Below are 20,658 nucleotides of genomic sequence, written 5' to 3' on the forward strand. Positions count from 1 at the left end.
ATGACGACCATCAAATTCATCAGTGCGGATGGTCAGTCGGTCAGGCAAGTCGAGGGCCGGCCCGGCGACAATCTTCTGTCGCTGGCGCAGAATGACGGGCAACCGCTCGAGGGGACGTGCGAAGGCCAGATGGCCTGCTCGACCTGCCATGTCATCGTTGACGCCGAAGATTTCGCCAAGCTGCCCCCGGCCTCCGAAATGGAGGAGGATATGCTCGATCTTGCCGCCGGTGCGACGCGGACGAGCCGGCTTTCGTGCCAGATCTGGATCGACGAAAAGCTCGATAAACTCACGGTTCGTATCCCCGGTGAGGCACATAATATGCAGGGGCGTTGATTTACGTAAAACTTTCGCCCATATGCCGCTCCGGGAGTCGGGCGGACGTAACAGTCGCCAACCCGGTCAGGTCCGGAAGGAAGCAGCCGTAACGATATCGTTGCGGGTCGTTCCGGCTCCCACCTTCCACATGTGAGCAGGCCGGCGGGGCGATCATGCGCGCCGCGCCCGATCGGGTTGATCGGGCACAGGAAAAGCGGGCGCGACGAAACAGCAATGGTTCCCCGTCATGGGAAACCGCTCTAGGGTGCGAGCATGTCCGAATCCAACCAGCCTTACCGCGTACTTGCGCGCAAATACCGGCCGCAGAACTTTTCCGAGCTGATCGGGCAGGATGCGATGGTGACGACGCTTGGCAACGCGATCAAGCGTGGCCGGCTCGCCCATGCGTTTCTGCTCACCGGCGTCCGCGGCGTGGGCAAGACGTCGACCGCGCGGCTCATCGCCAAGGCGCTCAACTGCATCGGTCCGGACGGGCAGGGTGGCCCCACGATTTCGCCGTGCGGCGTGTGCGAGCCGTGCCTCGCAATTGCCGAGGGGCGGCATATCGACGTGGTCGAAATGGACGCGGCCTCGCACACCGGTGTCGACGATGTCCGCGAGATTATCGAGGCTGTGCGCTACGCCGCCGTTTCGGCGCGTTACAAGGTCTATATCATCGACGAGGTCCACATGCTCAGCAAGAACGCGTTCAACGCGTTGCTGAAGACCCTCGAAGAACCGCCTGCGCATGTGAAGTTCCTGTTCGCGACGACCGAGGTGAACAAGGTTCCCGTCACCGTTCTGTCGCGCTGCCAGCGTTTTGATCTGCGGCGGATATCGGCGGATATGCTTGCCGCGCATTTCGCGATGGTCGTCGATAAGGAAGGCGTTCAGGCCGAACCCGAAGCGCTCGCCCTCGTTGCCCGCGCGGCCGAAGGCTCCGCGCGCGACGGACTCTCGATCCTCGATCAGGCGATCGCCCATGCCGATATGGATGGGCATGGCGTCACGGCGGCACAGGTCCGCGAAATGCTTGGCCTGTCGGATCGCGGTGCGGTGCGGCGGCTGTTCGGGCAGATCCTTTCGGGCGATTCGCAGGCGACGCTCAAGGGCCTGCGCGATCAGCATGATCTGGGCGTCGAGCCCGTGGCTATCCTGCGCGCGCTGCTTGAAACCGTGCACGGGACGACGCTCGCGAAGGTCGGCGGCAATGAAGATCCGGCGCTCTCGGTCGAGGAGCGCGAGGCGCTGGCCGATTGGGCGTCCAAGCTCTCCTTCGCCGCACTGCACCGGCTCTGGCAATTGCTGCTCAAGGGGCATGACGAGGTCGTCCGCGCCTCGATGCCGATCGAGGCTGCCGAAATGGCGATCCTGCGGGTGATCCATGCGTCGCAGCTGCCCGATCCGGGCGAACTCGCGCGCAAGATCGCGGGCGGCGAACCCATCCCGATGCCCATGCCTGCCGCCGCTGCGTCGGCTCCGGCGCCCGCGCCAGCACCGGCGCCAGCGGTGGCGCACGAGCCCGTCGCGCCGGTTGCACCCCCGGCGCAGGATTTTGCGCCGGTACAGGATATGGCCCCTGAACCCGCCTATTTCGACGCGCCGGAGGACATGACATCCTTCGCGCCCGAACAGGCTGCGCCCGCCCCCGAGCCTGCAGCGCCCGCGCCTGTCCTTCCGGCGAGCTTTGCCGAAATGATCGATATGCTCATGCACAATGGTCGCGCGCATATGGCGCAGCAACTGCATGACTATATCGGGCTGATCCGCTATGCGCCGCCCGATCTCAAGATCCGGCCGACCAAGCCGATGGCGAGCGAGTTCAACCGCGACCTTGCCGTGGCACTGAAAGCGATCACCGGCGTTACATGGGAAGTCGCCTCGCCCGATGAAGAGGCCGAGCCGACGCTGCTGGAGCAGGAGCATATGCGCGAACGCGCGGCGCGCGACGCGATCATGGCAACGCCGCTGGTACAGGCGGTCTTGAAAGAGTTTCCCGATGCCGAACTGCTTGAATATAAGCAGGCCGCGCAGGGGTGATGGTTGATAAAATTTTTTAAGTGCAGGGTATAGTATCATGAAAAGTCTTGATGAAATCCTGAACATGGCAAAAAATGTTCAGGATGAACTTGAAAAGGCGCAGGCCAATCTCGACACGATCGAGGTTGAAGGCGTGTCGGGCGGCGGGCTGGTGAAGGTGACCGCCACGGCCAAGGGCCGGATCGTTGGCATCAATATCGACGACAGCCTGCTCGCTCCATCGGAAAAGCAGATGCTTGAAGACCTGATCGCGGCCGCCATCAACGATGCGCGCGGCAAGGCCGATGCGGCATCGAGCGCCGAGATGAGCAAGATGACCAGCGGCCTTCCGCTGCCCCCGGGCTTCAAGCTGCCGTTCTGATTTGCGCTGGCTGCTGGCTTCGGGCTTGATGTTGGCAACGGGGTGCGCCTCGTTGCCAACCGCGCGAAGCGCGGGCTGCGATGCAACTGTCCCCACCGCTGCCAGCGCCCCTGAAGAAACGGCGATGGCGTCCCGCCTGCTCGACGTCATGACCTTTAATGTCGAGGGATTGCCCTGGCCCGCGCGCAGCGGCCGGTCCGCCTCCCTCAAGGCAATCGGCGAACATATCCGCGATTTGCGCCACCGGGGCAAAGCCCCCGACGTCATCCTGTTTCAGGAAGCCTTTGCCCGGCCAGCAACCCGCATGGTCGAGGCAACCGGCTATCCCACGATCGTTCCCGGGCCCGGCCATCGCGCCCGGTCGACGGTGCCGCGCGGTGGCACCAGGCGGCCCGGCGCACGCGTCTGGGGCAAGGGGGAGGTCGGTCTGAAATTTCTTGGCTCGGGGCTTGCGATCGTCAGCGAATATCCGGTGACCGACAGCTTTGTTTCGGCCTTTGCGCGCAAAAGCTGTGCGGGCATCGATTGCCTGTCCAACAAGGGCATGGTGCTCGCGCGCCTGCACATCCCCGGCGTGCCCGCGCCGGTCGAATTGCTGACAACGCATATGAACTCGCAGCGCGCCTCGCGCGTGCCCAGCCGCCGTTACAACGCCGTCCATCTCGCCCAGACCAACGAACTGCAGGCCTTTATCGGGATGAACAGCGATCTGTCCGCGCCGCTCATCTTCGGCGGCGATTTCAACATGCGCCACGAGCAGCTTCGCTTCGATCATTTCGAACGCAAGGTGGCGATGAAGCTCGTCCACCGCGAATGCGGGGCCTTCCCCGAACGCTGCGACGTCCGCATGTCGTGGGACGGCGATGCCCCGTGGATGGATACGCAGGATCTGCAACTCTACAGCGACGGCGCGGCGGTTCAGGTCGAACCCATCCGCGTCGAGGCCTGGTTCGATGGCCCCGAAAAGGGCGGCAGGCTGTCGGATCACGATGCCTACCGCGTCGTCTATCGGCTCAGTTGGCCGAAAACTGCCGCACCGTACGTGCCCGATTGCGGCGGCTGATCGTCAATCGAGACAACTGTCGAGCCGGTCGCGCTTGACCGTTCCGATCCACGCTGCAAGTCGGTTGCCGTGGCGCCTTGTAAAGCCGCTCGGGGCAATCGCCTCGCGCTTCTTGGGCAGCGGCAGCACTGCCGCGATCCGCGCGGCCTCGGTCGGCGAAAGATTGCTCGCATCCTTGCCGAAATAGCGCTGCGCCCCGGCATTGACGCCGTAGGTGCCGATGCCCGTCTCGGCGATGTTCAGATACACCTCCATGATCCGCTTCTTGCCCCAGATCAGCTCGATCAGGACGGTGAACCAGACCTCCAGCCCTTTGCGGACAAAGCCGCCGCCCTGCCACAAAAAGGCGTTCTTCGCGGTCTGCTGGCTGATCGTCGATCCGCCGCGAATGCGCCCGCCCTTGGCATTGTGCCGGATCGCCTTGGCAATCGCTTCCTGGTCAAATCCCCGGTGCGAACAGAATTTGCCGTCTTCGCCGGCGATCACCGCGCGCGCCATGTCGCGGTCGATTTCGGAAAGCGGCATCCAGTCCTTGCGAATGCCGTTGCCCGCCACAAGGTCGCCGATCATCGTCGCGGTCACCGGTGGCGGCACGAATTTATAGATCGTCACCCAAAGCAGGGAAATGCCGATGAAATACAGGACGATACGGGTTATCATCCAGAAAATGCGTGAGGGAAGCGTGCGCGGTTTTGCCTTGGCCATATCCGGCTGTTAGCAAAGCCTTTGGGCCTGCGTCACCCCAATGCGGCGGCCGCCCGCGGCGAATTTACTGATATTGCTCGGGCATCCGGTTTTCGTCGATATAATCGCTGAACCGCGTAACCTTGCTGTCGAAGCGCAGGCGCACCGTGCCGGTGGCACCGTGACGTTGCTTGGCGATGATCAGCTGCGCCAGGCCGCTGATCTTGAAGTCTTCCTGCAGCCAGGCGTTATATTTGTCGACTTCCTCGGCGGTCGATTCCGCACTGGGTTCGGCCGGTTTCTTGAACGAGTGATAATAATCCTCGCGGTACACGAACCAGACCATGTCGGCGTCCTGTTCGATCGATCCCGATTCGCGAAGGTCGGACAGCTGCGGGCGCTTGTCGTCGCGCGATTCCACCGCGCGGCTCAGCTGCGACAGCGCGATCACCGGCAGGTTCAGTTCCTTGGCCAGCGTCTTGAGGCCACGGCTGATTTCCGAGATTTCCTGCACGCGGTTACCGTCGCTCGACTTGCCCGAGCCCTGAAGCAGCTGAAGATAGTCGATGATGATGAAGCCGATGTCATGGCGTCGCTTCAGGCGGCGCGCACGAGTACGCAGCGCGGCAATGGTGAGGCCGGGCGTGTCGTCGATGAACAGCGGCAGATTTTCCAGCTCGCCCGATGCGCGCGCCAGATTGCGGAAATCCTGCTGGCTGATCTTACCCATACGCAGATTTTCGCCGCTGATCCCCGATTGCTCGGACAGGATACGCGTCGCCAGCTGGTCGGCCGCCATTTCGAGGCTGAAGAACGCGACCTTGGCACCCACCGACTTTTTCGGGTCGATGCCGTCTTCCATGTCGCGCTGGTAGCGTTTCGCCGCGTTGAACGCGATGTTGGTGGCAAGCGAGGTCTTGCCCATACCGGGGCGGCCGGCAAGGATGATAAGGTCGGAATGGTGCAGACCACCGATGCGCGAATTGACGTTTTCGAGCCCGGTCGTGACGCCGGACAGGCCGCCGCCGGCGTTCAGCGCCTTTTCGGCCATCTCGATCGCCGTACGGCTCGCCTGGAGGAAGGATTTGACCGACCCCGTCTCGCCGCCTTCTTCGGCCACGCGGTACAGCGCGACTTCGGCCTCCTCGATCTGCTTGCGGGGATTTACCTCGTCGCTGGTGTCCATCGCCTTGTCGACCAGCTCGCGGCCGACGCCGATCAGCGCGCGGAGCATCGCAAGCTCGTAAATCTGCTCGGCAAAGTCGCGCGCGCCGATCAGCGAGGCGCTGCTGCCCGTCAGCCGCGCCAGATAGGCGGGGCCGCCCAGCGCCTTCATCGCCTCGTCAGTTTCGAACATCGGGCGTAGCGTCACCGGGTTCGCCACCATGTTCTTGGTGACGAGTTTGAGGATCGCGTCATAGATACGGCCGTGCACCGGCTCGAAGAAATGCTCGGCGCGCAGCTTCTGCATCGCGTCTTCTGCAACGCGGTTGTCGATCATCATCGCGCCCAAAAGCGCGGCTTCCGCCTCGATATTCTGGGGCAGTTCGGGCGCGGTGCCGTCCTGGGCGGGAATGAGTCGAAGCATGTCAGACATGGGGCTGCTTTTCGCGCACCCGGGCGCAGGGCTCAAGGGGAACAAGGCTGTGGATAAAATGTGGATGAATTGTGCATATCTGGTGTGTCGCGGTGGCTGTGCATCCCCCGTCGCGGCAAGAGGTTGAGGCAAAGCGATAACCCGGATACAGCGCAAGAAATGTCGGATCCGCGCATCATCGCTATCGAGCTGGACCAGGCGACGATCATCTGGCGCAATGCCGATGTCGAGCAGGAACGCCGGATCGCGATCTTCGACATTCTCGAAAATAACTTCTTCGCCCCGCAACGCGCGCAGGCCGAGGGGCATGCCGGTCCCTATGCCATCCAGTTGCGCGTGGAGGAGGGGCGGCTTGCGATCGATATCAGCAATTCGGATCGCGAGCCGATCGGCACCATCATCCTCGGGCTTGGGCGGTTCCGCCGGCCGATCAAGGATTATTTCGCGATCTGTGACAGCTATTTCCAGGCGATCCGCCAAGCCACGCCGCAGCAGATCGAAACGGTGGACATGGCGCGCCGCGCGATCCACAACGACGCCGCGTCGCTCCTCATGGAGCGGCTCGAGGGGAAGATCGACGTCGATTTCGATACGGCGCGGCGGCTTTTCACGCTGATCTGCGTCTTGCACATTAAGGGGTAAATTCGGGGGACATGGCCAAGCGGACGGTTAAGGGACTGCTTTTGCGGTTGGGCGGAGCCGTGGTGCTGTGCGCGGTGGGTGCGGTCGGCGCCTATGGCTATGCGCGCCAGTGGCGACCATCGACGCAACTTTATCCCATCCAGGGGGTCGATATCTCGTCCGAACAGGGCCTGGTCCACTGGCCCACGGTCAAGGGGGCAGGGGCCGATTTCGCCTATTTGCGCGCAACCGATGGGCTGACCGGCCGGGATGAAAGCTTCACCAGCCACTGGGCGGAGGCGAGCAGCGCGGGTCTGCGGCGCGGCGCCTATCATCAGTTCAGCCTGTGCCGTCCGGCGGCCGAGCAGGCGACGGCCTTCATCGCCACCGTTCCGCGCGAGGAAGCGGCGCTTCCGCCTGCCATCATCTTCGATTTTCAGGAAAACTGCGGCGCACGCCCCGAGAAGGCGCAGCTCCAGCGCGCCGCGCAGACGCTCATCGACATGATCGAGGCGCATAGCGGGCGCCCCGCGGTCCTCCGCGTCTCCGACGATTTTCAGGACGAATATGACATTACCGGCATCGCCCCGCGGACGATGTGGCGCGCGCGCAACTTTTTGGCGCCCGATGCCGAAAAACAGCCCTGGGTGATGTGGCGCGCATCCGATTTACATCGTATCGACGGCGTCGAAGGCCCCGTTGACTGGAATGTAGTGCATCAATGACAGACAGGCAGAAGCTCTTTTCCGCGGCCCGCGCGGCGGCGGCGCATGCGCATGCGCCCTATTCGAATTTCGCGGTCGGCGCCGCGCTGTTGCTCGACGATGGCGAGATCGTGACCGGCACCAATTTTGAAAATGCCAGCTACGGCCTTTCGCTCTGCGCCGAGACCGTCGCACTCGCCAAGGCGAACAGCGAAGGCAAGTTGCGCCGCGTGGTTGAAGTGGGCGTGATCGGCGGCATGATCGGCGCGGGCGGCGCGCTTTCGGGCGATCAGCCCGTGCGCCCCTGTGGCCGCTGCCGCCAGATCCTGAACGAGGCCGCGCAGATCGGCGGGCACGACATCACGGTGCACTGCGCCTCGGCCGATGCCTCGGTCGAGGAAAGCTTCCGGCTATCCGATCTTCTGCCCCACGCATTCGGCCCCGCCGATCTGGGCATAGGCTGAAAATTCGATTACGGGCATCGCATCAAGAGGGGACAGATAAATGGCAATCCTGAGCGACAAGTGGATTCGCGAACGTGCGATGGCCGACGGCATGATCGAGCCGTTCGTCGAAAACCAGCGGCGCGACGGTTGCATCAGCTATGGCCTGTCCTCTTATGGCTATGACGCCCGCGTCGCCGACGAGTTCAAGATCTTCACCAATGTCGACTCGGCGGTCGTCGATCCCAAGGATTTCGCGTCGAACAGCTTCGTCGATCGCAAGACCGACGTCTGCATCATCCCGCCCAATTCGTTCGCGCTCGCGCGCACGGTCGAATATTTCCGCGTGCCGCGCGACGTGCTGGTGATCTGCCTCGGCAAATCCACCTATGCGCGCTGCGGAATCATCGTGAACGTCACCCCGCTCGAACCGGGCTGGGAAGGGCATGTCACGCTCGAATTTTCGAACACGACGCCGCTTCCGGCGAAGATCTACGCCAATGAGGGCGCCTGCCAGTTCCTGTTCCTCAAGGGCAATGAACCATGCGAGGTCAGCTATGCCGATCGCGCCGGAAAATATATGGGGCAACGGGGGGTTACGCTGCCTCGTCTGTAGTATTTCCGCCAAGCATTCGTTGACGTCTCGTTCCAACAGGCGCACCCTGTAGCCGTCCCTAACAAGGGAGGGTGTGTGTGATGACTACGTTCAATGGATTGATCGTTCTGCTCGCCCGTGTCCTGCTCTCCGCCATCTTCATCTGGAGCGGGTGGGGCAAGGTTGCCGATATCGGCGGTACCGCCGCCTATATCGCCAGCTCCGGCCTGCCGACGATCCTGGCATGGCCTTCCGCCTTCTTCGAACTCATCGTCGGCCTGTTCGTCCTCATTGGCTTTCAGACCAAATGGGCCGCGCTGGCGCTGGCGTTCTTCTCGTTCGTAACGGCGTTTCTGTTCCACACCGGGTTTGCCGACCCGATGCAGCAGATCAATTTCTTCAAGAATCTGGCGATGACCGGCGGATTTCTGATGCTCTACGCCTACCCGCACAATCACTACAGCATCGAAGCCGTCTGGACCGAAGAGGATTGATAGCTCCGCCTGAGCACCGGGCGCGGGCGTTTCCGCCCAACCGCCCGGCCTCTAGCGGCCCTGTGCGTCAGAATACCGGCTGATTGGCCGGATCGTCGGGGTCGACGATCGACGTATGGATGCCGCATTCCACCTTGTCCCACCCGCGCCACCGGCCGGCACGCGGATCTTCGCCGGGCCGCACCTTGCTGGTGCAGGGCTGGCACCCGATCGAGGGGTAGCCCTCGGCTTCCAGTGGATGGCGCGGAAGGTCGTTTGCCTCGAAATAGGCGTCCAGATCTTCCTTGGTCCAGCTGGCGAGCGGATTGACCTTCAGGCGGTCACCATCCAGTTCGAACCGGGGCAGGCCGGAGCGCGTGGCGGACTGGAAGCCCTTTCGCCCGGAAATTGAGCTATCATACCCAGTCAGCTGTTTTTCCAGGGGAATTACCTTGCGGATCTCACAGCAGCCATCGGGGTCGTACGACCAGCGAAGTTCGTTGTCGTCCTTTGCCGCAAGCGTCTCCGGATCGGGACGATAGGTGATCACATTGGTCAGGCCGAGATGAGCCACCAGCGCGTCGCGGTAGCTCAGCGTTTCGGGAAACATCTTCAGCGTGTCGCCGAACAGCACGGGCGTATCCCGGTCGATCGAGGCGATCAGGTGCAGCAGCACCGCAGACTCGGCACCGAAGGACGACACCACCGCAACCCGGCCCAGAACGCCTTCCTCGAACAGCGTGCGCAGCATCTCAACCGTGTCGATACCCCGAAAACGGTTGTTCAGTGCGATCGCATCTTCCTGGCGAAAGCGCGGGCGCGCGTCGATGATGTCGGCCTGTCGCAATGCTTTAGCCATGACGCCTTTTCCAAGCCGGAACGGCCGGGTCGACCGCGGTCTGGTAAACCGTCTCGTAGCGTTCAAGCTCAGTCTTCACCACCGCCGGGTCAAGCGGGTGGCGCGGCGCGAAGCTGTCGAACCCGCAGCGGCGCATATGCGAAATCTGGTCCACCAGAACATCGCCTTCGGCGCGCAGCTCGCCCACATAGCCGGCCTCGCGCAGGATGCGCGCGGCCGAATAGCCGCGGCCGTCGCGAAAGGCCGGAAAGCTCACCTCAATCAGCGCAAGCCGGTCGAGAAAGGGGAGCAGCGCGCGCACATCCTCGCCCGGCTCGATCCGGACGGCGGTCGCGTTCGACTGGCCCAGAAACGCGTCGAGCGTTACCGCCGGTTCTTCATGCGGGGCATCGTCGCGGAAGGAAATCGCATCAACCATAAATCGCTTCCTTGAAAGGCTCCATGCCGACGCGGCGATAGGTGTCTACGAAGCGCTCGTCCTGCTGGCGCAGCGCCTTGTAGACGTCGGTCACCTTCTCGATCGCATCGACCACGCCGTCCTCGTCGAAACCGGGGCCGGTGATCTTGCCCAGGCTCACATCCTCGGCGCCCGAGCCGCCCAGCAGCAGCTGGTAGTTTTCGGTGCCTTTGCGGTCGACGCCCAAAATGCCGATATGGCCGGCATGGTGATGGCCGCACGCGTTGATGCAGCCCGAAATCTTCAGCTTCAGCTCGCCCAGGTCGCGCTGACGATCGAGATCGGCAAAGCGCTTGGCGATCTTCTGCGCCACGGGGATCGAACGGGCATTGGCCAGGCTGCAATAATCAAGCCCCGGGCAGGCGATGATATCGCTGATCAGGTCGAGATTGGGCGTCGCCAGATCGGCTTCGGCCAGCGCCTGCCAGACGACGTAGAGATCGGCCTTTTTCACATGCGGCAGCACGATGTTTTGGGCATGCGTCACGCGCAGTTCGTCAAAGCTGTAGCGCTCGGCAAGGTCCGCGATCACGTCGATCTGGTCGGCCGTCGCGTCCCCCGGAATGCCGTCGACCGGCTTCAGGCTGATATTGGCGATGGCATAGCCGGGCTGCTTGTGCGCAATCACCTGCTGGTCCACCCACAGGCGGAAATCGGGGTCGGACAGGTCGATCTCGTCGCTCAGTCCGGCTTCGAACGCGGGGCTTGCGAAAAACGCGCGGATCCGTTCCAGCTCGGCCGCCGGCGGGGTGATGCCCAGCGTCCGCACATGGGCGAATTCTTCCTCCACCTGGCGCTTATATTCCTCGACGCCGATCTCGTGGATCAGGATCTTGATGCGCGCCTTGTACATGTTGTCGCGGCGGCCATAGCGATTGTACACGCGCAGGCAGGCCTCGAGATAGGCGAGCAGCTCGTCGGCCTCGATGAAGTCCTTGATTTCGGGCGCGATCATCGGGGTACGGCCCATGCCGCCGCCCGCAAACACGCGTCCGCCAAGCACGCCGTCCTTCGTCACCAGCTCGATGCCGATGTCGTGCAGCCGCATCGCCGCCCGGTCCTCGGGGGCCGCGATCACCGCGATCTTGAACTTGCGGGGCAGGTAGCTGAATTCGGGGTGAAAGGTCGACCATTGGCGCAGAAGCTCGGCCCAGGGGCGCGGATCCGCCACTTCGTCCGCTGCGGCGCCGGCATATTGGTCGGAACTGATATTGCGGATGCAGTTGCCGCTGGTCTGGATGGCGTGCATCTCAACCGTCGCCAATTCAGCAAGAATATCAGGTGCTTCGTCCAGCTTAATCCAGTTGTACTGGAGGTTCTGGCGCGTCGTGAAATGGCCATATCCGCGGTCGTATTTGCGCGCGATATGCGCCAGCATGTGCATCTGGCGGCTGTTCATCGTGCCATAGGGCACCGCGACGCGCAGCATATAGGCGTGCAGCTGCAGATAGAGCCCGTTCATCAGCCGCAGCGGCTTGAACTGGTCCTCGCTCATCGCGCCCGACAGGCGACGCTTCACCTGGTCGCGAAACTCCTCGACGCGGGCATCGACGATCGACTGGTCATATTGGTCATATTGATACATGTCAGATCACCCAGTTGCCGGCATCGGGGTCGGCGGGTTTCAGGGTAAGGTCGGGGCGCACCGTGGGGCCAAGCGCGCGGATGCGATCCTTGATATGCGCGGGGCGCGGGCCGTCCGCCGTGGCGGTGGCCTCGATCACATAGGGCGCGTTGACGCGCCGGGACGCTTCCTCGCGGCGGGCAATATCCTCGCCCTGTTCATCGACATCGACGGCATCCTCGACATGGCGGGACCAATCCGAACCGGTCCACCACACCACGTCGCCCGTCGGCAAATCATTCCCCGTCAGGATCTTCACGCAAGAACCTCCGCCTGTCTGGCAAATTGAAACAGCCGATCTTCGGCATCCGAATGTAAAACCACGTCGCCCACGACGATCAGCGCCGGGCTCTTCACGCCCTCGCGCACGATCAGGTCGCCCAGATCCGCGAGCAGGCTGCGCAGCGCGCGGGAATCGCCACGCGTCCCCTTTTCCAGAACCGCCACGGGCATATTGGGGGCAACGCCGTCGGCGATCAGCTTGTCGGCGATCTCGCTCGCGGTCGCCACCCCCATGTAGATGACGAGCGTTCGACCTTTTCCGGCAAGGCCGGACCAGTCCTGCTCGGTCAGCCCCTTGCACTGGCCAGCGACAAAGCTGACCGCGCTTGCGGCGTCACGGTGGGTGAGGGGCAGGTTCGCCTCGGCCGCGCAGCCGATCGCCGCCGAAATGCCGGGGACGACGTCAACCGAAACACCGGCCTTGCGGCAGGCCTCGACTTCCTCGCCGCCACGCCCGAAAATAAAGGGATCGCCGCCCTTCAGGCGGATCACCGTTTCGCCCTTCAGCGCCTCGGCCACCAGCAGCGCGTTGATCGCCTCCTGCGCCATGGTGTGGCGGGCGCGGCTCTTTGCCACCGAAATCAGCCGGGCAGAGGCAGGCGCCATCGCGATGATCGAATCGTCGACCAGCCCGTCGTGCACCACCACGGTCGCGCGGGCGAGCGCGCGCACGGCCTTGACGGTCAGCAGGTCCGGATCGCCCGGCCCCGCGCCGACAAGCGTCACGGTCCCGGCGGAAAGGGGGCGGCTCTGGTTCATGACAGGCAGATGACGCCTCGGCCGCTCGAAATCAAAGCAGGGATTTTATCGGGGGCGCTAGTTCAACTATCGCTGAGCCCGATTCCGATAAACGCGCGGGCATGCTCGGCCTCGAGCGAGGCGACCGGAAACACGCAGTGATCGGCCGTGTAGAAGCCTCCGGGGCGGTGGTTTCCGGACAGGCCAAGCCCGCCGAAAGGGGCCGCCGCATGCGGGCGCAGGATCGTCCGGTTCCATCCGATCAGCCCGGCGCGCACTTCAGCCCAGAACCGCTCATAATCCGCCGGGTCGCTGCCGATCAGCGTGGCCGCCAGCCCGAAACGCCCGCTATTGGCCTCGCGCAGCGCCGCGTCGAAATCGGAAACGCGCACCAGTTGCAGCACCGGCCCGAAAATCTCGTCTTCGCAAGGCTCGGAGACGTCGGTGACGTCGATGATCGCCGGGGTCAGAAATGGCTTGCCGGGAAAAGGGCGCTCCAGCGGAATGACCGGCTTGCCGCCCGCTTCGATCAGGCGCTGATACCCCTGCTCGACGGCCTCGGCCTGCGCCTCGTCGATCATCGGCCCCATGAACGGGGCAGGGCTGTCGAGCGGCGCCCCGATGATCATCCGTTTCAGGATATTGCGGATCTCGGCCAGAAATGGCTCGAAGCGCCCGTCTTCCACGATCAGTCTGCGACCGGCCGTGCATCGCTGCCCGCCCGCGCCGAAAGCCGATTGTACGATCAGCGCAGCCGCCGAATGCACCTCGCTCGTATTCCAGAGCAGGATCGGATTGTTGCCGCCCAGGCTCATCGACACCAGCAGATCGTGCCGATCGGCAAGCAAGCCCTTCAGCTTTAATCCGCTGCGTGCCGATCCGGTGAAGAACAGCGCATCGACGTCGCGTTCGCGCGCCAGCGCTTCGCCCGTTTCGGGGCCGCCCGGCAACAGACGAAGCGCATTTTCCGGGATACCCGCTTCATGGCAGGCCGAAACCAGAAAGGCGCCGGTCGCGGCCGCGCGCTCGGATGGCTTGAACACCACGGTATTACCGGCGATCAGCGCGGGCACGATCTGCCCGCCCGGCAGGCTTGCCGGCATCGCATAGGGGGTGATGACGGCGACAACGCCTAGCGGACGGTGGCGTACCGCGCTGCGCGCGCCCATGTCCCCCTCCAGCCTGCGCTGCGGCGTGCGATCGGCATAGGCGCTTACCGACACATCGACCTGCGCGATCACCGCCTCGGCCTCGGCCCGGGCTTCCCAGAGGGGCAGCCCGCTTTCGCGCGCGATCAGGTCGATAAAGTCATCGAGCCGTATGCGCAGGATATTGGCAAAGCGCCGCAGCGTTTCAATTCGTACCGTTAGCGGTTTTGCCGCCCAGGCTGCCACGCCCCCTCGCGCCGCCTGCACCTCGGCGGCGGCATTGCCCTCCGCCGCCCGCCAAATCTCAACCCCAGTCGCGGCTTCCCGCGAAATCAGTTCCTGCATCCTTAGACGCCGCCCCCCATTGCATCCCCCATGCGGCGAATGGCCGCCACCTTGCGTTCCAGCGCCGTCCAGTCATCGGCCTGATCGATCCGCGCCCAGATCGCCTCTACCTCGTCGATATGCATCGAGCAGGGGGCTTCATCACGCCAATAGTCATGGTCCAGACGCACGGCCGGGCCATAGCTGGCAAGCGCGCCCTTCAGATCGTCAAAGGCCGGGCTGTCATAGCGCGCCGCCGCCGTTTCGCTGCGCAACTGCCCGCCGCGCCAGTCGAAGAAGAACCGGTCGATCTCAACCGAGTTTTCCATCAGCGCGCGCTCAAGCGCCCCGGTCATCGCCTTGTCCGCCACCGCGCCGCGCGATTTGACGCCAAGGCGTCGCAGCAGCGCAGCCAGAAGCGATTCCTCATAATAGGCTGCGAAATGCTCCAGCGCGGGCACCAGTTCCTCGGCCCTGGCAATCAGGCGCAGCGCCACGGCGAGCTGGACGACGTCCCAGTGCACCGCCTCGGCCTGTCGGCCAAAGGCATAGAGCCCCTGATGGTCGAAATAGGCGGCGGTGAACGCCGGGTCGTAAAAGGGCGTGAAGCGCCATGGGCCATAGTCGAAACTTTCGCCCGAAACATTGATGTTGTCGGTGTTGAGCACGCCGTGAACAAAGCCGGCCCCGATGAAAGAGGGGGCGAGCACCGCCGTTTTCTCGACCACCTTGGCCAGCAGCTGTGCTGCCGCGTCTTCGCCTGCTTCCGTGCCGAAATAGTGTTTCAGCGTATAGGCGACGAGGCGTTTCATCCCCTCGGCATCCTTCAGATGGGCAAGCCGCTGAAAGGTCCCGATCCGGATATGGCCATGGCTGAGGCGGACGAGCACCGAAGAGCGCGTGGGAGAGGGCTCGTCGCCACGTTCCAGCGCCTCGCCGGTCTCGATCAGCGAAAATGTCTTCGACGTTTCGACGCCAAGCGCCTCGAGCATCTCGGTCGCCAGGATTTCGCGCATGCCACCCTTCAGCGTCAGCCGCCCGTCGCCAAATCGGCTCCACGGCGTCTGGCCGGATCCCTTGGTGCCCAGATCCATCAAGCGATCGCGCCCGTCGCGCATCTGCGCGAACAGGAAACCGCGGCCATCGCCCAGTTCGGGGTTGTATACGCGGAACTGGTGCCCGTGATAGCGCAGCGCCAGCGGCTGCTCCAGATTGCCGGGCAACGGTTCGAAGCGGCCAAAATGCGCGATCCACTGCGCATCGCTCAATCCGTCCAGCCCAACGGTCTCGGCCCAGCGGTCATTCCGGAAACGCAATCGCGTCTGCGGGAAGGTCGCGGGCGCGACGGCGTCATAGAACGAATCTCCGAGGGAAAGAATCGGTGTTTCAGGGCGATAAATGGCGGGTTGCGGCGCGAACGTCATACCGCGATATGGAGGGGGAAAGGGGAAAGGCGCAACCTATGGCCGCATTTAACGATGGATATTGGTGGTCCAACGACAATCTGCGCCTGCATTTCCGGGATTATGCAGGCCCCGATGATCGCGCACCCGTGCTGTGCATTCCGGGGCTGACGCGCAACGCCCGCGATTTCGAGGGGGTTGCCCAGCGGCTTGCCGGGCGTCGGCGCGTCATTTGCGTCGATCTGCGCGGGCGCAGCGAAAGCGCCTATGCCAAGGATCCGATGACCTATGTCCCGCTCACCTATGTGCAGGACATCCAGCGTCTGTTCGAAGAACTCGGGCTTGCCAAGGCGGTGCTGTTCGGAACTTCGCTCGGCGGCATCGTGACGATGCTGCTCGCGGCCACCGGCACGCAGAAATTCACCGGCGTTCTCCTCAACGATGTCGGTCCGGAGATCGATCCGCGCGGGCTCGACCGTATTCGCGGTTATGTCGGCAAGACGAGCAGCTGGCCCACCTGGGTCCATGCGGCGCGCGCGCTCGGCGAATCCAGCGCCGATGTCTATCCCGAATATGGGCTTGAGGATTGGCTCCGCATGGCCAAGCAGCTCTACAAGGTCAACGCGCAGGGACGGATCGTGCCCGACTATGACGCGCGGATCGCCGAGCCCTTCCGGATGCCGGGCGGGGAAGCTGGGGTCGATCTCTGGCCCGCGTTCAAGGCGCTCCAGCGCATCCCGACGCTCGTCATACGCGGCGAGAATTCGGATATCCTGTCCGCCGACATTGCCACCCGCATGGTCGCGCGGCTCGACAATGGCCGCCTCGTCACGGTTCCGGGCGTGGGCCACGCGCCGACACTGGACGAGCCCGAGGCCGCCGCCGAGATCGATCAGTTCCTCGACACGCTTGGCTGACGATCGTGACGCTGCATATTTTGCATCTGGCCGATGCGTTCGACACGGGCGGCAGCGCAAAGCGCACGGTCGCGCTCATCAACGTCTTTGGCAACCGCGCGCGCCATGTGATCGCGACGAACCAGCCCGTCGCCCCCGCCACCGCGCGTGGCATCGCCAAGGACGTTCGCGTTGATTTCACCACCGATTGCCCACCCATTGGCGGCAGCCCTTCGGTCGCGCGCTATCAGGCGCTTGCGCGCTACATGCGGCGTTTCGATCTCGTGCTCAGCTATGATTGGGGCGCGATCGATGCGGTCATGGCGCGGCGCCTGTTTCCCGCGGGTGTGCCGATGCTCATCCATCACGAATATGCCCTTGATGCGCACGAGGCTGAGCGGCCGCGCTTCGAACGGAATATCTACCGGCGTATTGCGCTGGCGGGGGCGCATGCGCTGGTGCTATCGTCCGACGCATTGGCTGAGCGTGCGACGAAGCACTGGAAGCAGCCGCATGATCGCGTGCACATCGTGCCGAAAGGCAATGAAAAGGCCATAAATGCGTGGTTCGCTGCGCTTTACGGGGGCACCGCCGGGCAATCTGGGGTGCTCGCCGCAAAAGGCTGATTTTGTCCGCGCATTTTACGTGAACGCTGCTATAGCGACCCCGATTTGAGGGAGTTTTCGAATTGTTCAAGGGTCTGAAGCCCATCATATACGGCGGCCGCGAAGTTTGGCCGATCGTGGAAGGCGGCAAGGGCGTTGCCGCAAGCAACCATATGAGCTCTGGCGCCTGGGCGGCTGCCGGGGGCATTGGCACGGTCTCCGCGGTCAACGCCGACAGCTATGATCCGACGGGCAAGATCATTCCGCAGATCTACCATGCGCGCACGCGTCGCGAACGCCATGAGGAACTGATCCAGTACGCCATCGACGGGGCCGTCGAGCAGGTGAAGCGCGCCCATGACATTGCGGGTGGCAAGGGCGCGATCAACATCAACGTGCTTTGGGAAATGGGCGGTGCGCAGAAGGTTCTGCACGGCGTTCTCGAACAGACCCGCGGCCTTGTCGCCGGCGTCACCTGCGGCGCGGGCATGCCCTATAAGCTGTCCGAAATCGCGGCGCAGTACGAAGTCAGCTATCTCCCCATCGTCAGCTCGGGCCGCGCCTTCCGCGCGCTCTGGAAGCGCGCCTATTCCAAGGCGGCGAACTGGCTGGCGGCGGTGGTGTACGAAGATCCCTGGCTTGCTGGTGGCCATAACGGCCTGTCGAACGCCGAAGATCCGCTGAAGCCCGAAGATCCCTATCCGCGCGTCAAGGCGCTGCGCGATACGATGCGCGAAGGCGGCATTTCGGACGATGTGCCGATCGTGATGGCGGGCGGCGTCTGGTTTCTGCGCGACTGGAACGACTGGATCGACAATCCCGAGCTTGGCAGCATCGCCTTCCAGTTCGGCACGCGTCCACTCCTCACCAAGGAAAGCCCGATCCCTGAGGAGTGGAAGGCGCGCCTGATGACGCTTGAGGAAGGCGACATCCTGCTCCATCAATTCTCGCCGACCGGTTTCTATTCTTCGGCTGTTCGCAATCCCTTCCTGCGCAGTCTTGAGGCGCGATCTGAACGTCAGATCGCGTTTTCGGGCGAGGCTGCGGGCGATCACCAGTTCCAGCTTGACGTCGGCGTCAAGGGCAAGAGCTTCTGGGTCACGCGCAACGATCTGCTGCGCGCGCGCGAATGGCACGGCCATGGCTTCACCGAAGCGCTGAAGACGCCCGACAACACGCTCGTCTTCGTGACGCCGTCGGAACGCGACGAAATCCGCAAGGATCAGGCCGATTGCATGGGCTGCCTCAGCCATTGCGGTTTCTCCAGCTGGATGGACAGCGAAACCAATTCGACCGGGCGTCTGGCCGATCCGCGCAGCTTCTGCATTCAAAAGACGCTGCAGGACATCGTTCATGGCGGCCCTGTCGACAACAACCTGATGTTCGCCGGTCACGGCGCCTATAATTTCAAGAAAGATCCGTTCTATTCCAATGGGTTCGTACCGACTGTTAAGCAACTGGTCGATCGTATCCTGACGGGCGACTGATCCGATGTGCGCGGGGGCGTCGCACGCGACACCCCTGCGCCCCTCATGTCGTTTTTGTATCCGAAAAGCGCGGTGGCGGTTTGCCGCGTGGCACCCCACACGCTACACCGGTATGGCTAAGCCTATGCGTTTATAGGGATTGGCCTGACCCGGAAGGAATGCGCGCGTGGCCCTGCCCATTGCAAAAATCTTGATGGCGGTGCCTTGGGGCAAGGTGATCGAAAACGCCCCGTTGCTGGTCAATCAGGCGCAGCAGCTCTGGTCGGCATCATCGCGCCGCAAATCGCCCAATGACGAGAGCTCCAGTCCGTCGGTGGATCCCGAGGCGCTGGCGCGCCGGATCGCGACGCTCGAACGCAATAATGAAGATCTGCGCGCGCAATTGTCGCAAACCAACGCGCTGATCGTTGAGCTTACGGAGCAGAATGCGGTCCTGATCGGGCGTGTAGAGCGCAACCGTGCGCTGCTCTATATGGCGTCGGCCACGGCGCTGCTGGCGCTTGTCGGCGTGATCTGGCTGGCGCAGGCTTAAGGCCTAAGGCCGGCAGCACGCGCCACCGGCCTCAATCCCGATCAGTTTACCGGCACCCCGAACAGGTCGTGCTCGTCCGCATCCTCGATCTCGACCTGAATGATATCGCCGGGCTTCAGCCCCTCGGCGTCGCGCAGGTGCACTTCGCCGTCGATTTCAGGGGCGTCGGCCTTGGAACGGCCGGTGGCGCCGCCTTCGTCGTCGACGACATCGATGATCACGTCGAGCGTGCGGCCGATCTTGGCTTCCAGCTTGGCGGCTGAAATGCGCGCGGTCAGATCCATCAGGCGCGCATAGCGCTCTTCCTTCACCTCTTCCGGCACCGGATTGGGAAGGTCGTTCGCCGCCGCACCTTCAACCGGCTCGAAGCGGAAGGCGCCGACACGGTCGAGCTGCGCTTCTTCCAGCCAGTCCATCAGATACTGGAAGTCGTCTTCCGTTTCGCCGGGGAAGCCGACGACAAAGGTCGAACGGATCGCGATATCGGGCGCGATCTCGCGCCAGTTGCGAATGCGCTGCAGCACCTTGGATTCGTTCGCGGGGCGCTTCATCGCCTTGAGAACATTGGGCGCTGCGTGCTGGAACGGAATGTCGAGATAGGGGAGAACAAGCCCTTCGGCCATCAGCGGGATGACATGGTCGACATGGGGGTAGGGGTAGACATAGTGCAGCCGCACCCATGCGCCCAGCTTGCCCAGTTCGCGCGACAGGTCGGTCATATGCGCGCGGACTTCCTGGCCCTTCCAGTCGCGCGGCTGATGCTTGATGTCGACGCCATAGGCCGAGGTGTCCTGACTGATCACCAGAAGCTCTTTGGTTCCGGAAGCGATCAGCTTTTCGGCCTCGCGCAGGATCGCGTCGGGCCGGCGGCTCACCAGATCGCCGCGCAGCGCCGGGATGATGCAGAAGCTGCAGCGATGGTTGCAGCCTTCCGAAATCTTCAGATAGCTATAGTGGCGCGGGGTCAGCTTCAGCCCGTTCTCGGGCACCAGATCAAGGAACGCGCTCGGCGGAATGGGCGCTGCATCGTGCACCGCGCCGACGACATCTTCATATTGATGCGCACCGGTGATCGCGAGCACATCGGGGAAGCGTTCGCGGATCGCTTCGGCTTCCTTGCCCATGCATCCGGTCACGATCACGCGGCCGTTTTCGGCGATGGCTTCGCCAATCGCTTCCAGGCTTTCTTCCTTGGCGCTGTCGAGAAAGCCGCAGGTGTTGACGAGCACGACGTCGGCACCCGCATAATCGGGGGACATCGCATAGCCGTCAGAGCGCAGCTTGGTGAGAATGCGTTCGCTATCGACAAGGTTTTTCGGGCAGCCGAGCGAAACCATGCCGATCTTGGGCGGAGTGGGGAGTTCAATTGCCATGAGTGCGGGCGCACATAATGGCTTTTGAGGC

The 20,658-nt window shown here is 63.4% G+C and carries 23 protein-coding genes and 1 other RNA gene; 14 read left to right on the forward strand and 10 right to left on the reverse strand.

Translation table 11 applies throughout. The features are described 5' to 3' along the window. The 5 genes from QYC26_RS00145 to QYC26_RS00165 all read left to right on the forward strand — a co-directional run bounded on the left by QYC26_RS00145 (window position 1) and on the right by QYC26_RS00165 (window position 3,782). Window positions 1-336, forward strand: coding sequence for a 2Fe-2S iron-sulfur cluster-binding protein (locus QYC26_RS00145; protein WP_317513391.1), 336 nt, complete (start codon window positions 1-3; stop codon window positions 334-336). Between the two features lie 29 nt (window positions 337-365). Further along, an RNA gene (gene ffs / locus QYC26_RS00150) (signal recognition particle sRNA small type) lies at window positions 366-463 on the forward strand. Between the two features lie 128 nt (window positions 464-591). After that, on the forward strand, window positions 592-2,358 hold the full coding sequence (locus QYC26_RS00155) for a DNA polymerase III subunit gamma/tau (protein WP_317513392.1): 1,767 nt from the start codon (window positions 592-594) through the stop codon (window positions 2,356-2,358). A gap of 37 nt (window positions 2,359-2,395) precedes the next feature. Continuing rightward, the gene (locus QYC26_RS00160) at window positions 2,396-2,719 is read left to right on the forward strand and encodes a YbaB/EbfC family nucleoid-associated protein (protein ID WP_317513393.1); all 324 of its coding nucleotides are present in this window, start codon (window positions 2,396-2,398) and stop codon (window positions 2,717-2,719) included. A gap of 124 nt (window positions 2,720-2,843) precedes the next feature. Then, on the forward strand, window positions 2,844-3,782 hold the full coding sequence (locus QYC26_RS00165; protein WP_317513394.1) for an endonuclease/exonuclease/phosphatase family protein: 939 nt from the start codon (window positions 2,844-2,846) through the stop codon (window positions 3,780-3,782). Between the two features lie 3 nt (window positions 3,783-3,785). On the opposite strand, the gene mtgA is transcribed toward QYC26_RS00165, so the two are convergent. Together mtgA and QYC26_RS00175 are read right to left on the reverse strand one after the other, a co-directional pair. After that, window positions 3,786-4,442, reverse strand: a complete 657-nt coding sequence (mtgA, locus tag QYC26_RS00170; RefSeq protein ID WP_411197638.1) for a monofunctional biosynthetic peptidoglycan transglycosylase — start codon at window positions 4,440-4,442, stop codon at window positions 3,786-3,788. Window positions 4,443-4,551: 109 nt separating this feature from the next. Continuing rightward, a complete protein-coding gene (locus QYC26_RS00175) occupies window positions 4,552-6,063 on the reverse strand; it encodes a replicative DNA helicase (protein WP_317513396.1) in 1,512 nt (503 codons plus the stop codon). A 159-nt stretch (window positions 6,064-6,222) separates the two neighbouring features. On the opposite strand from QYC26_RS00175, the gene QYC26_RS00180 reads away from it, so the two are divergent. The 5 genes from QYC26_RS00180 (at window position 6,223) to QYC26_RS00200 (ending at window position 8,920) form a co-directional block, all read left to right on the forward strand. Then, window positions 6,223-6,705, forward strand: coding sequence for a UPF0262 family protein (locus QYC26_RS00180; RefSeq protein ID WP_317513397.1), 483 nt, complete (start codon window positions 6,223-6,225; stop codon window positions 6,703-6,705). 11 nt (window positions 6,706-6,716) lie between these two features. Further along, window positions 6,717-7,409, forward strand: coding sequence for a GH25 family lysozyme (locus tag QYC26_RS00185; RefSeq protein WP_317513398.1), 693 nt, complete (start codon window positions 6,717-6,719; stop codon window positions 7,407-7,409). Further along, window positions 7,406-7,852, forward strand: coding sequence for a cytidine deaminase (locus QYC26_RS00190; RefSeq protein WP_317513399.1), 447 nt, complete (start codon window positions 7,406-7,408; stop codon window positions 7,850-7,852). The genes QYC26_RS00185 and QYC26_RS00190 overlap by 4 nt, the downstream gene beginning before the upstream one ends. A 40-nt stretch (window positions 7,853-7,892) precedes the next feature. Then, window positions 7,893-8,447: a dCTP deaminase gene (gene dcd / locus QYC26_RS00195; protein ID WP_317513400.1), complete on the forward strand. Its 555-nt coding sequence runs from the start codon at window positions 7,893-7,895 to the stop codon at window positions 8,445-8,447. Window positions 8,448-8,527: 80 nt separating this feature from the next. Then, window positions 8,528-8,920 carry a DoxX family protein gene (locus tag QYC26_RS00200; RefSeq protein ID WP_317513401.1) on the forward strand — a complete coding sequence of 131 codons (393 nt, stop codon included), beginning with the start codon at window positions 8,528-8,530 and terminating at the stop codon, window positions 8,918-8,920. A 67-nt stretch (window positions 8,921-8,987) separates the two neighbouring features. On the opposite strand, the gene QYC26_RS00205 is transcribed toward QYC26_RS00200, so the two are convergent. From QYC26_RS00205 to QYC26_RS00235, 7 genes are all read right to left on the reverse strand, one after another. After that, the gene (locus QYC26_RS00205; protein ID WP_317513402.1) at window positions 8,988-9,758 is read right to left on the reverse strand and encodes a phosphoadenylyl-sulfate reductase; all 771 of its coding nucleotides are present in this window, start codon (window positions 9,756-9,758) and stop codon (window positions 8,988-8,990) included. Continuing rightward, a complete protein-coding gene (locus tag QYC26_RS00210; protein ID WP_317513403.1) occupies window positions 9,751-10,176 on the reverse strand; it encodes a DUF934 domain-containing protein in 426 nt (141 codons plus the stop codon). The genes QYC26_RS00205 and QYC26_RS00210 overlap by 8 nt, the downstream gene beginning before the upstream one ends. Then, window positions 10,169-11,800, reverse strand: coding sequence for a nitrite/sulfite reductase (locus QYC26_RS00215; protein ID WP_317513404.1), 1,632 nt, complete (start codon window positions 11,798-11,800; stop codon window positions 10,169-10,171). Before QYC26_RS00215 ends, QYC26_RS00210 begins: the two co-directional genes overlap by 8 nt. 1 nt (window position 11,801) lies before the next feature. Beyond that, complete coding sequence (locus tag QYC26_RS00220) at window positions 11,802-12,098, reverse strand: DUF2849 domain-containing protein (RefSeq protein ID WP_317513405.1); 297 nt, start codon at window positions 12,096-12,098, stop codon at window positions 11,802-11,804. Continuing rightward, window positions 12,095-12,880, reverse strand: a complete 786-nt coding sequence (cobA, locus tag QYC26_RS00225) for a uroporphyrinogen-III C-methyltransferase (protein WP_317513406.1) — start codon at window positions 12,878-12,880, stop codon at window positions 12,095-12,097. Before cobA ends, QYC26_RS00220 begins: the two co-directional genes overlap by 4 nt. Before the next feature lie 62 nt (window positions 12,881-12,942). Further along, window positions 12,943-14,352, reverse strand: coding sequence for a succinylglutamate-semialdehyde dehydrogenase (locus QYC26_RS00230; RefSeq protein WP_317513407.1), 1,410 nt, complete (start codon window positions 14,350-14,352; stop codon window positions 12,943-12,945). A 2-nt stretch (window positions 14,353-14,354) separates the two neighbouring features. After that, a complete protein-coding gene (locus QYC26_RS00235; RefSeq protein ID WP_317513408.1) occupies window positions 14,355-15,755 on the reverse strand; it encodes a protein adenylyltransferase SelO family protein in 1,401 nt (466 codons plus the stop codon). A gap of 38 nt (window positions 15,756-15,793) precedes the next feature. On the opposite strand from QYC26_RS00235, the gene QYC26_RS00240 reads away from it, so the two are divergent. The 4 genes from QYC26_RS00240 (at window position 15,794) to QYC26_RS00255 (ending at window position 19,254) form a co-directional block, all read left to right on the forward strand. After that, window positions 15,794-16,651: an alpha/beta hydrolase gene (locus QYC26_RS00240; protein ID WP_317513409.1), complete on the forward strand. Its 858-nt coding sequence runs from the start codon at window positions 15,794-15,796 to the stop codon at window positions 16,649-16,651. A gap of 5 nt (window positions 16,652-16,656) precedes the next feature. Next, window positions 16,657-17,256, forward strand: a complete 600-nt coding sequence (locus tag QYC26_RS00245; protein WP_317513410.1) for a glycosyltransferase — start codon at window positions 16,657-16,659, stop codon at window positions 17,254-17,256. A 62-nt stretch (window positions 17,257-17,318) separates the two neighbouring features. Continuing rightward, window positions 17,319-18,722 (forward strand): NAD(P)H-dependent flavin oxidoreductase, encoded by a 1,404-nt coding sequence (locus tag QYC26_RS00250; RefSeq protein ID WP_317513411.1) that lies wholly within the window; start codon window positions 17,319-17,321, stop codon window positions 18,720-18,722. A 166-nt stretch (window positions 18,723-18,888) separates the two neighbouring features. Next, complete coding sequence (locus tag QYC26_RS00255) at window positions 18,889-19,254, forward strand: hypothetical protein (RefSeq protein ID WP_317513412.1); 366 nt, start codon at window positions 18,889-18,891, stop codon at window positions 19,252-19,254. Between the two features lie 41 nt (window positions 19,255-19,295). Here the strand turns inward: QYC26_RS00255 and rimO are convergent, their stop codons facing one another. Beyond that, on the reverse strand, window positions 19,296-20,627 hold the full coding sequence (gene rimO / locus QYC26_RS00260) for a 30S ribosomal protein S12 methylthiotransferase RimO (RefSeq protein WP_317513413.1): 1,332 nt from the start codon (window positions 20,625-20,627) through the stop codon (window positions 19,296-19,298). Window positions 20,628-20,658 lie beyond the last annotated feature (31 nt).

Source organism: Sphingomonas sp. C3-2 (assembly GCF_033025475.1).
GTDB lineage: Bacteria > Pseudomonadota > Alphaproteobacteria > Sphingomonadales > Sphingomonadaceae > Sphingobium_A.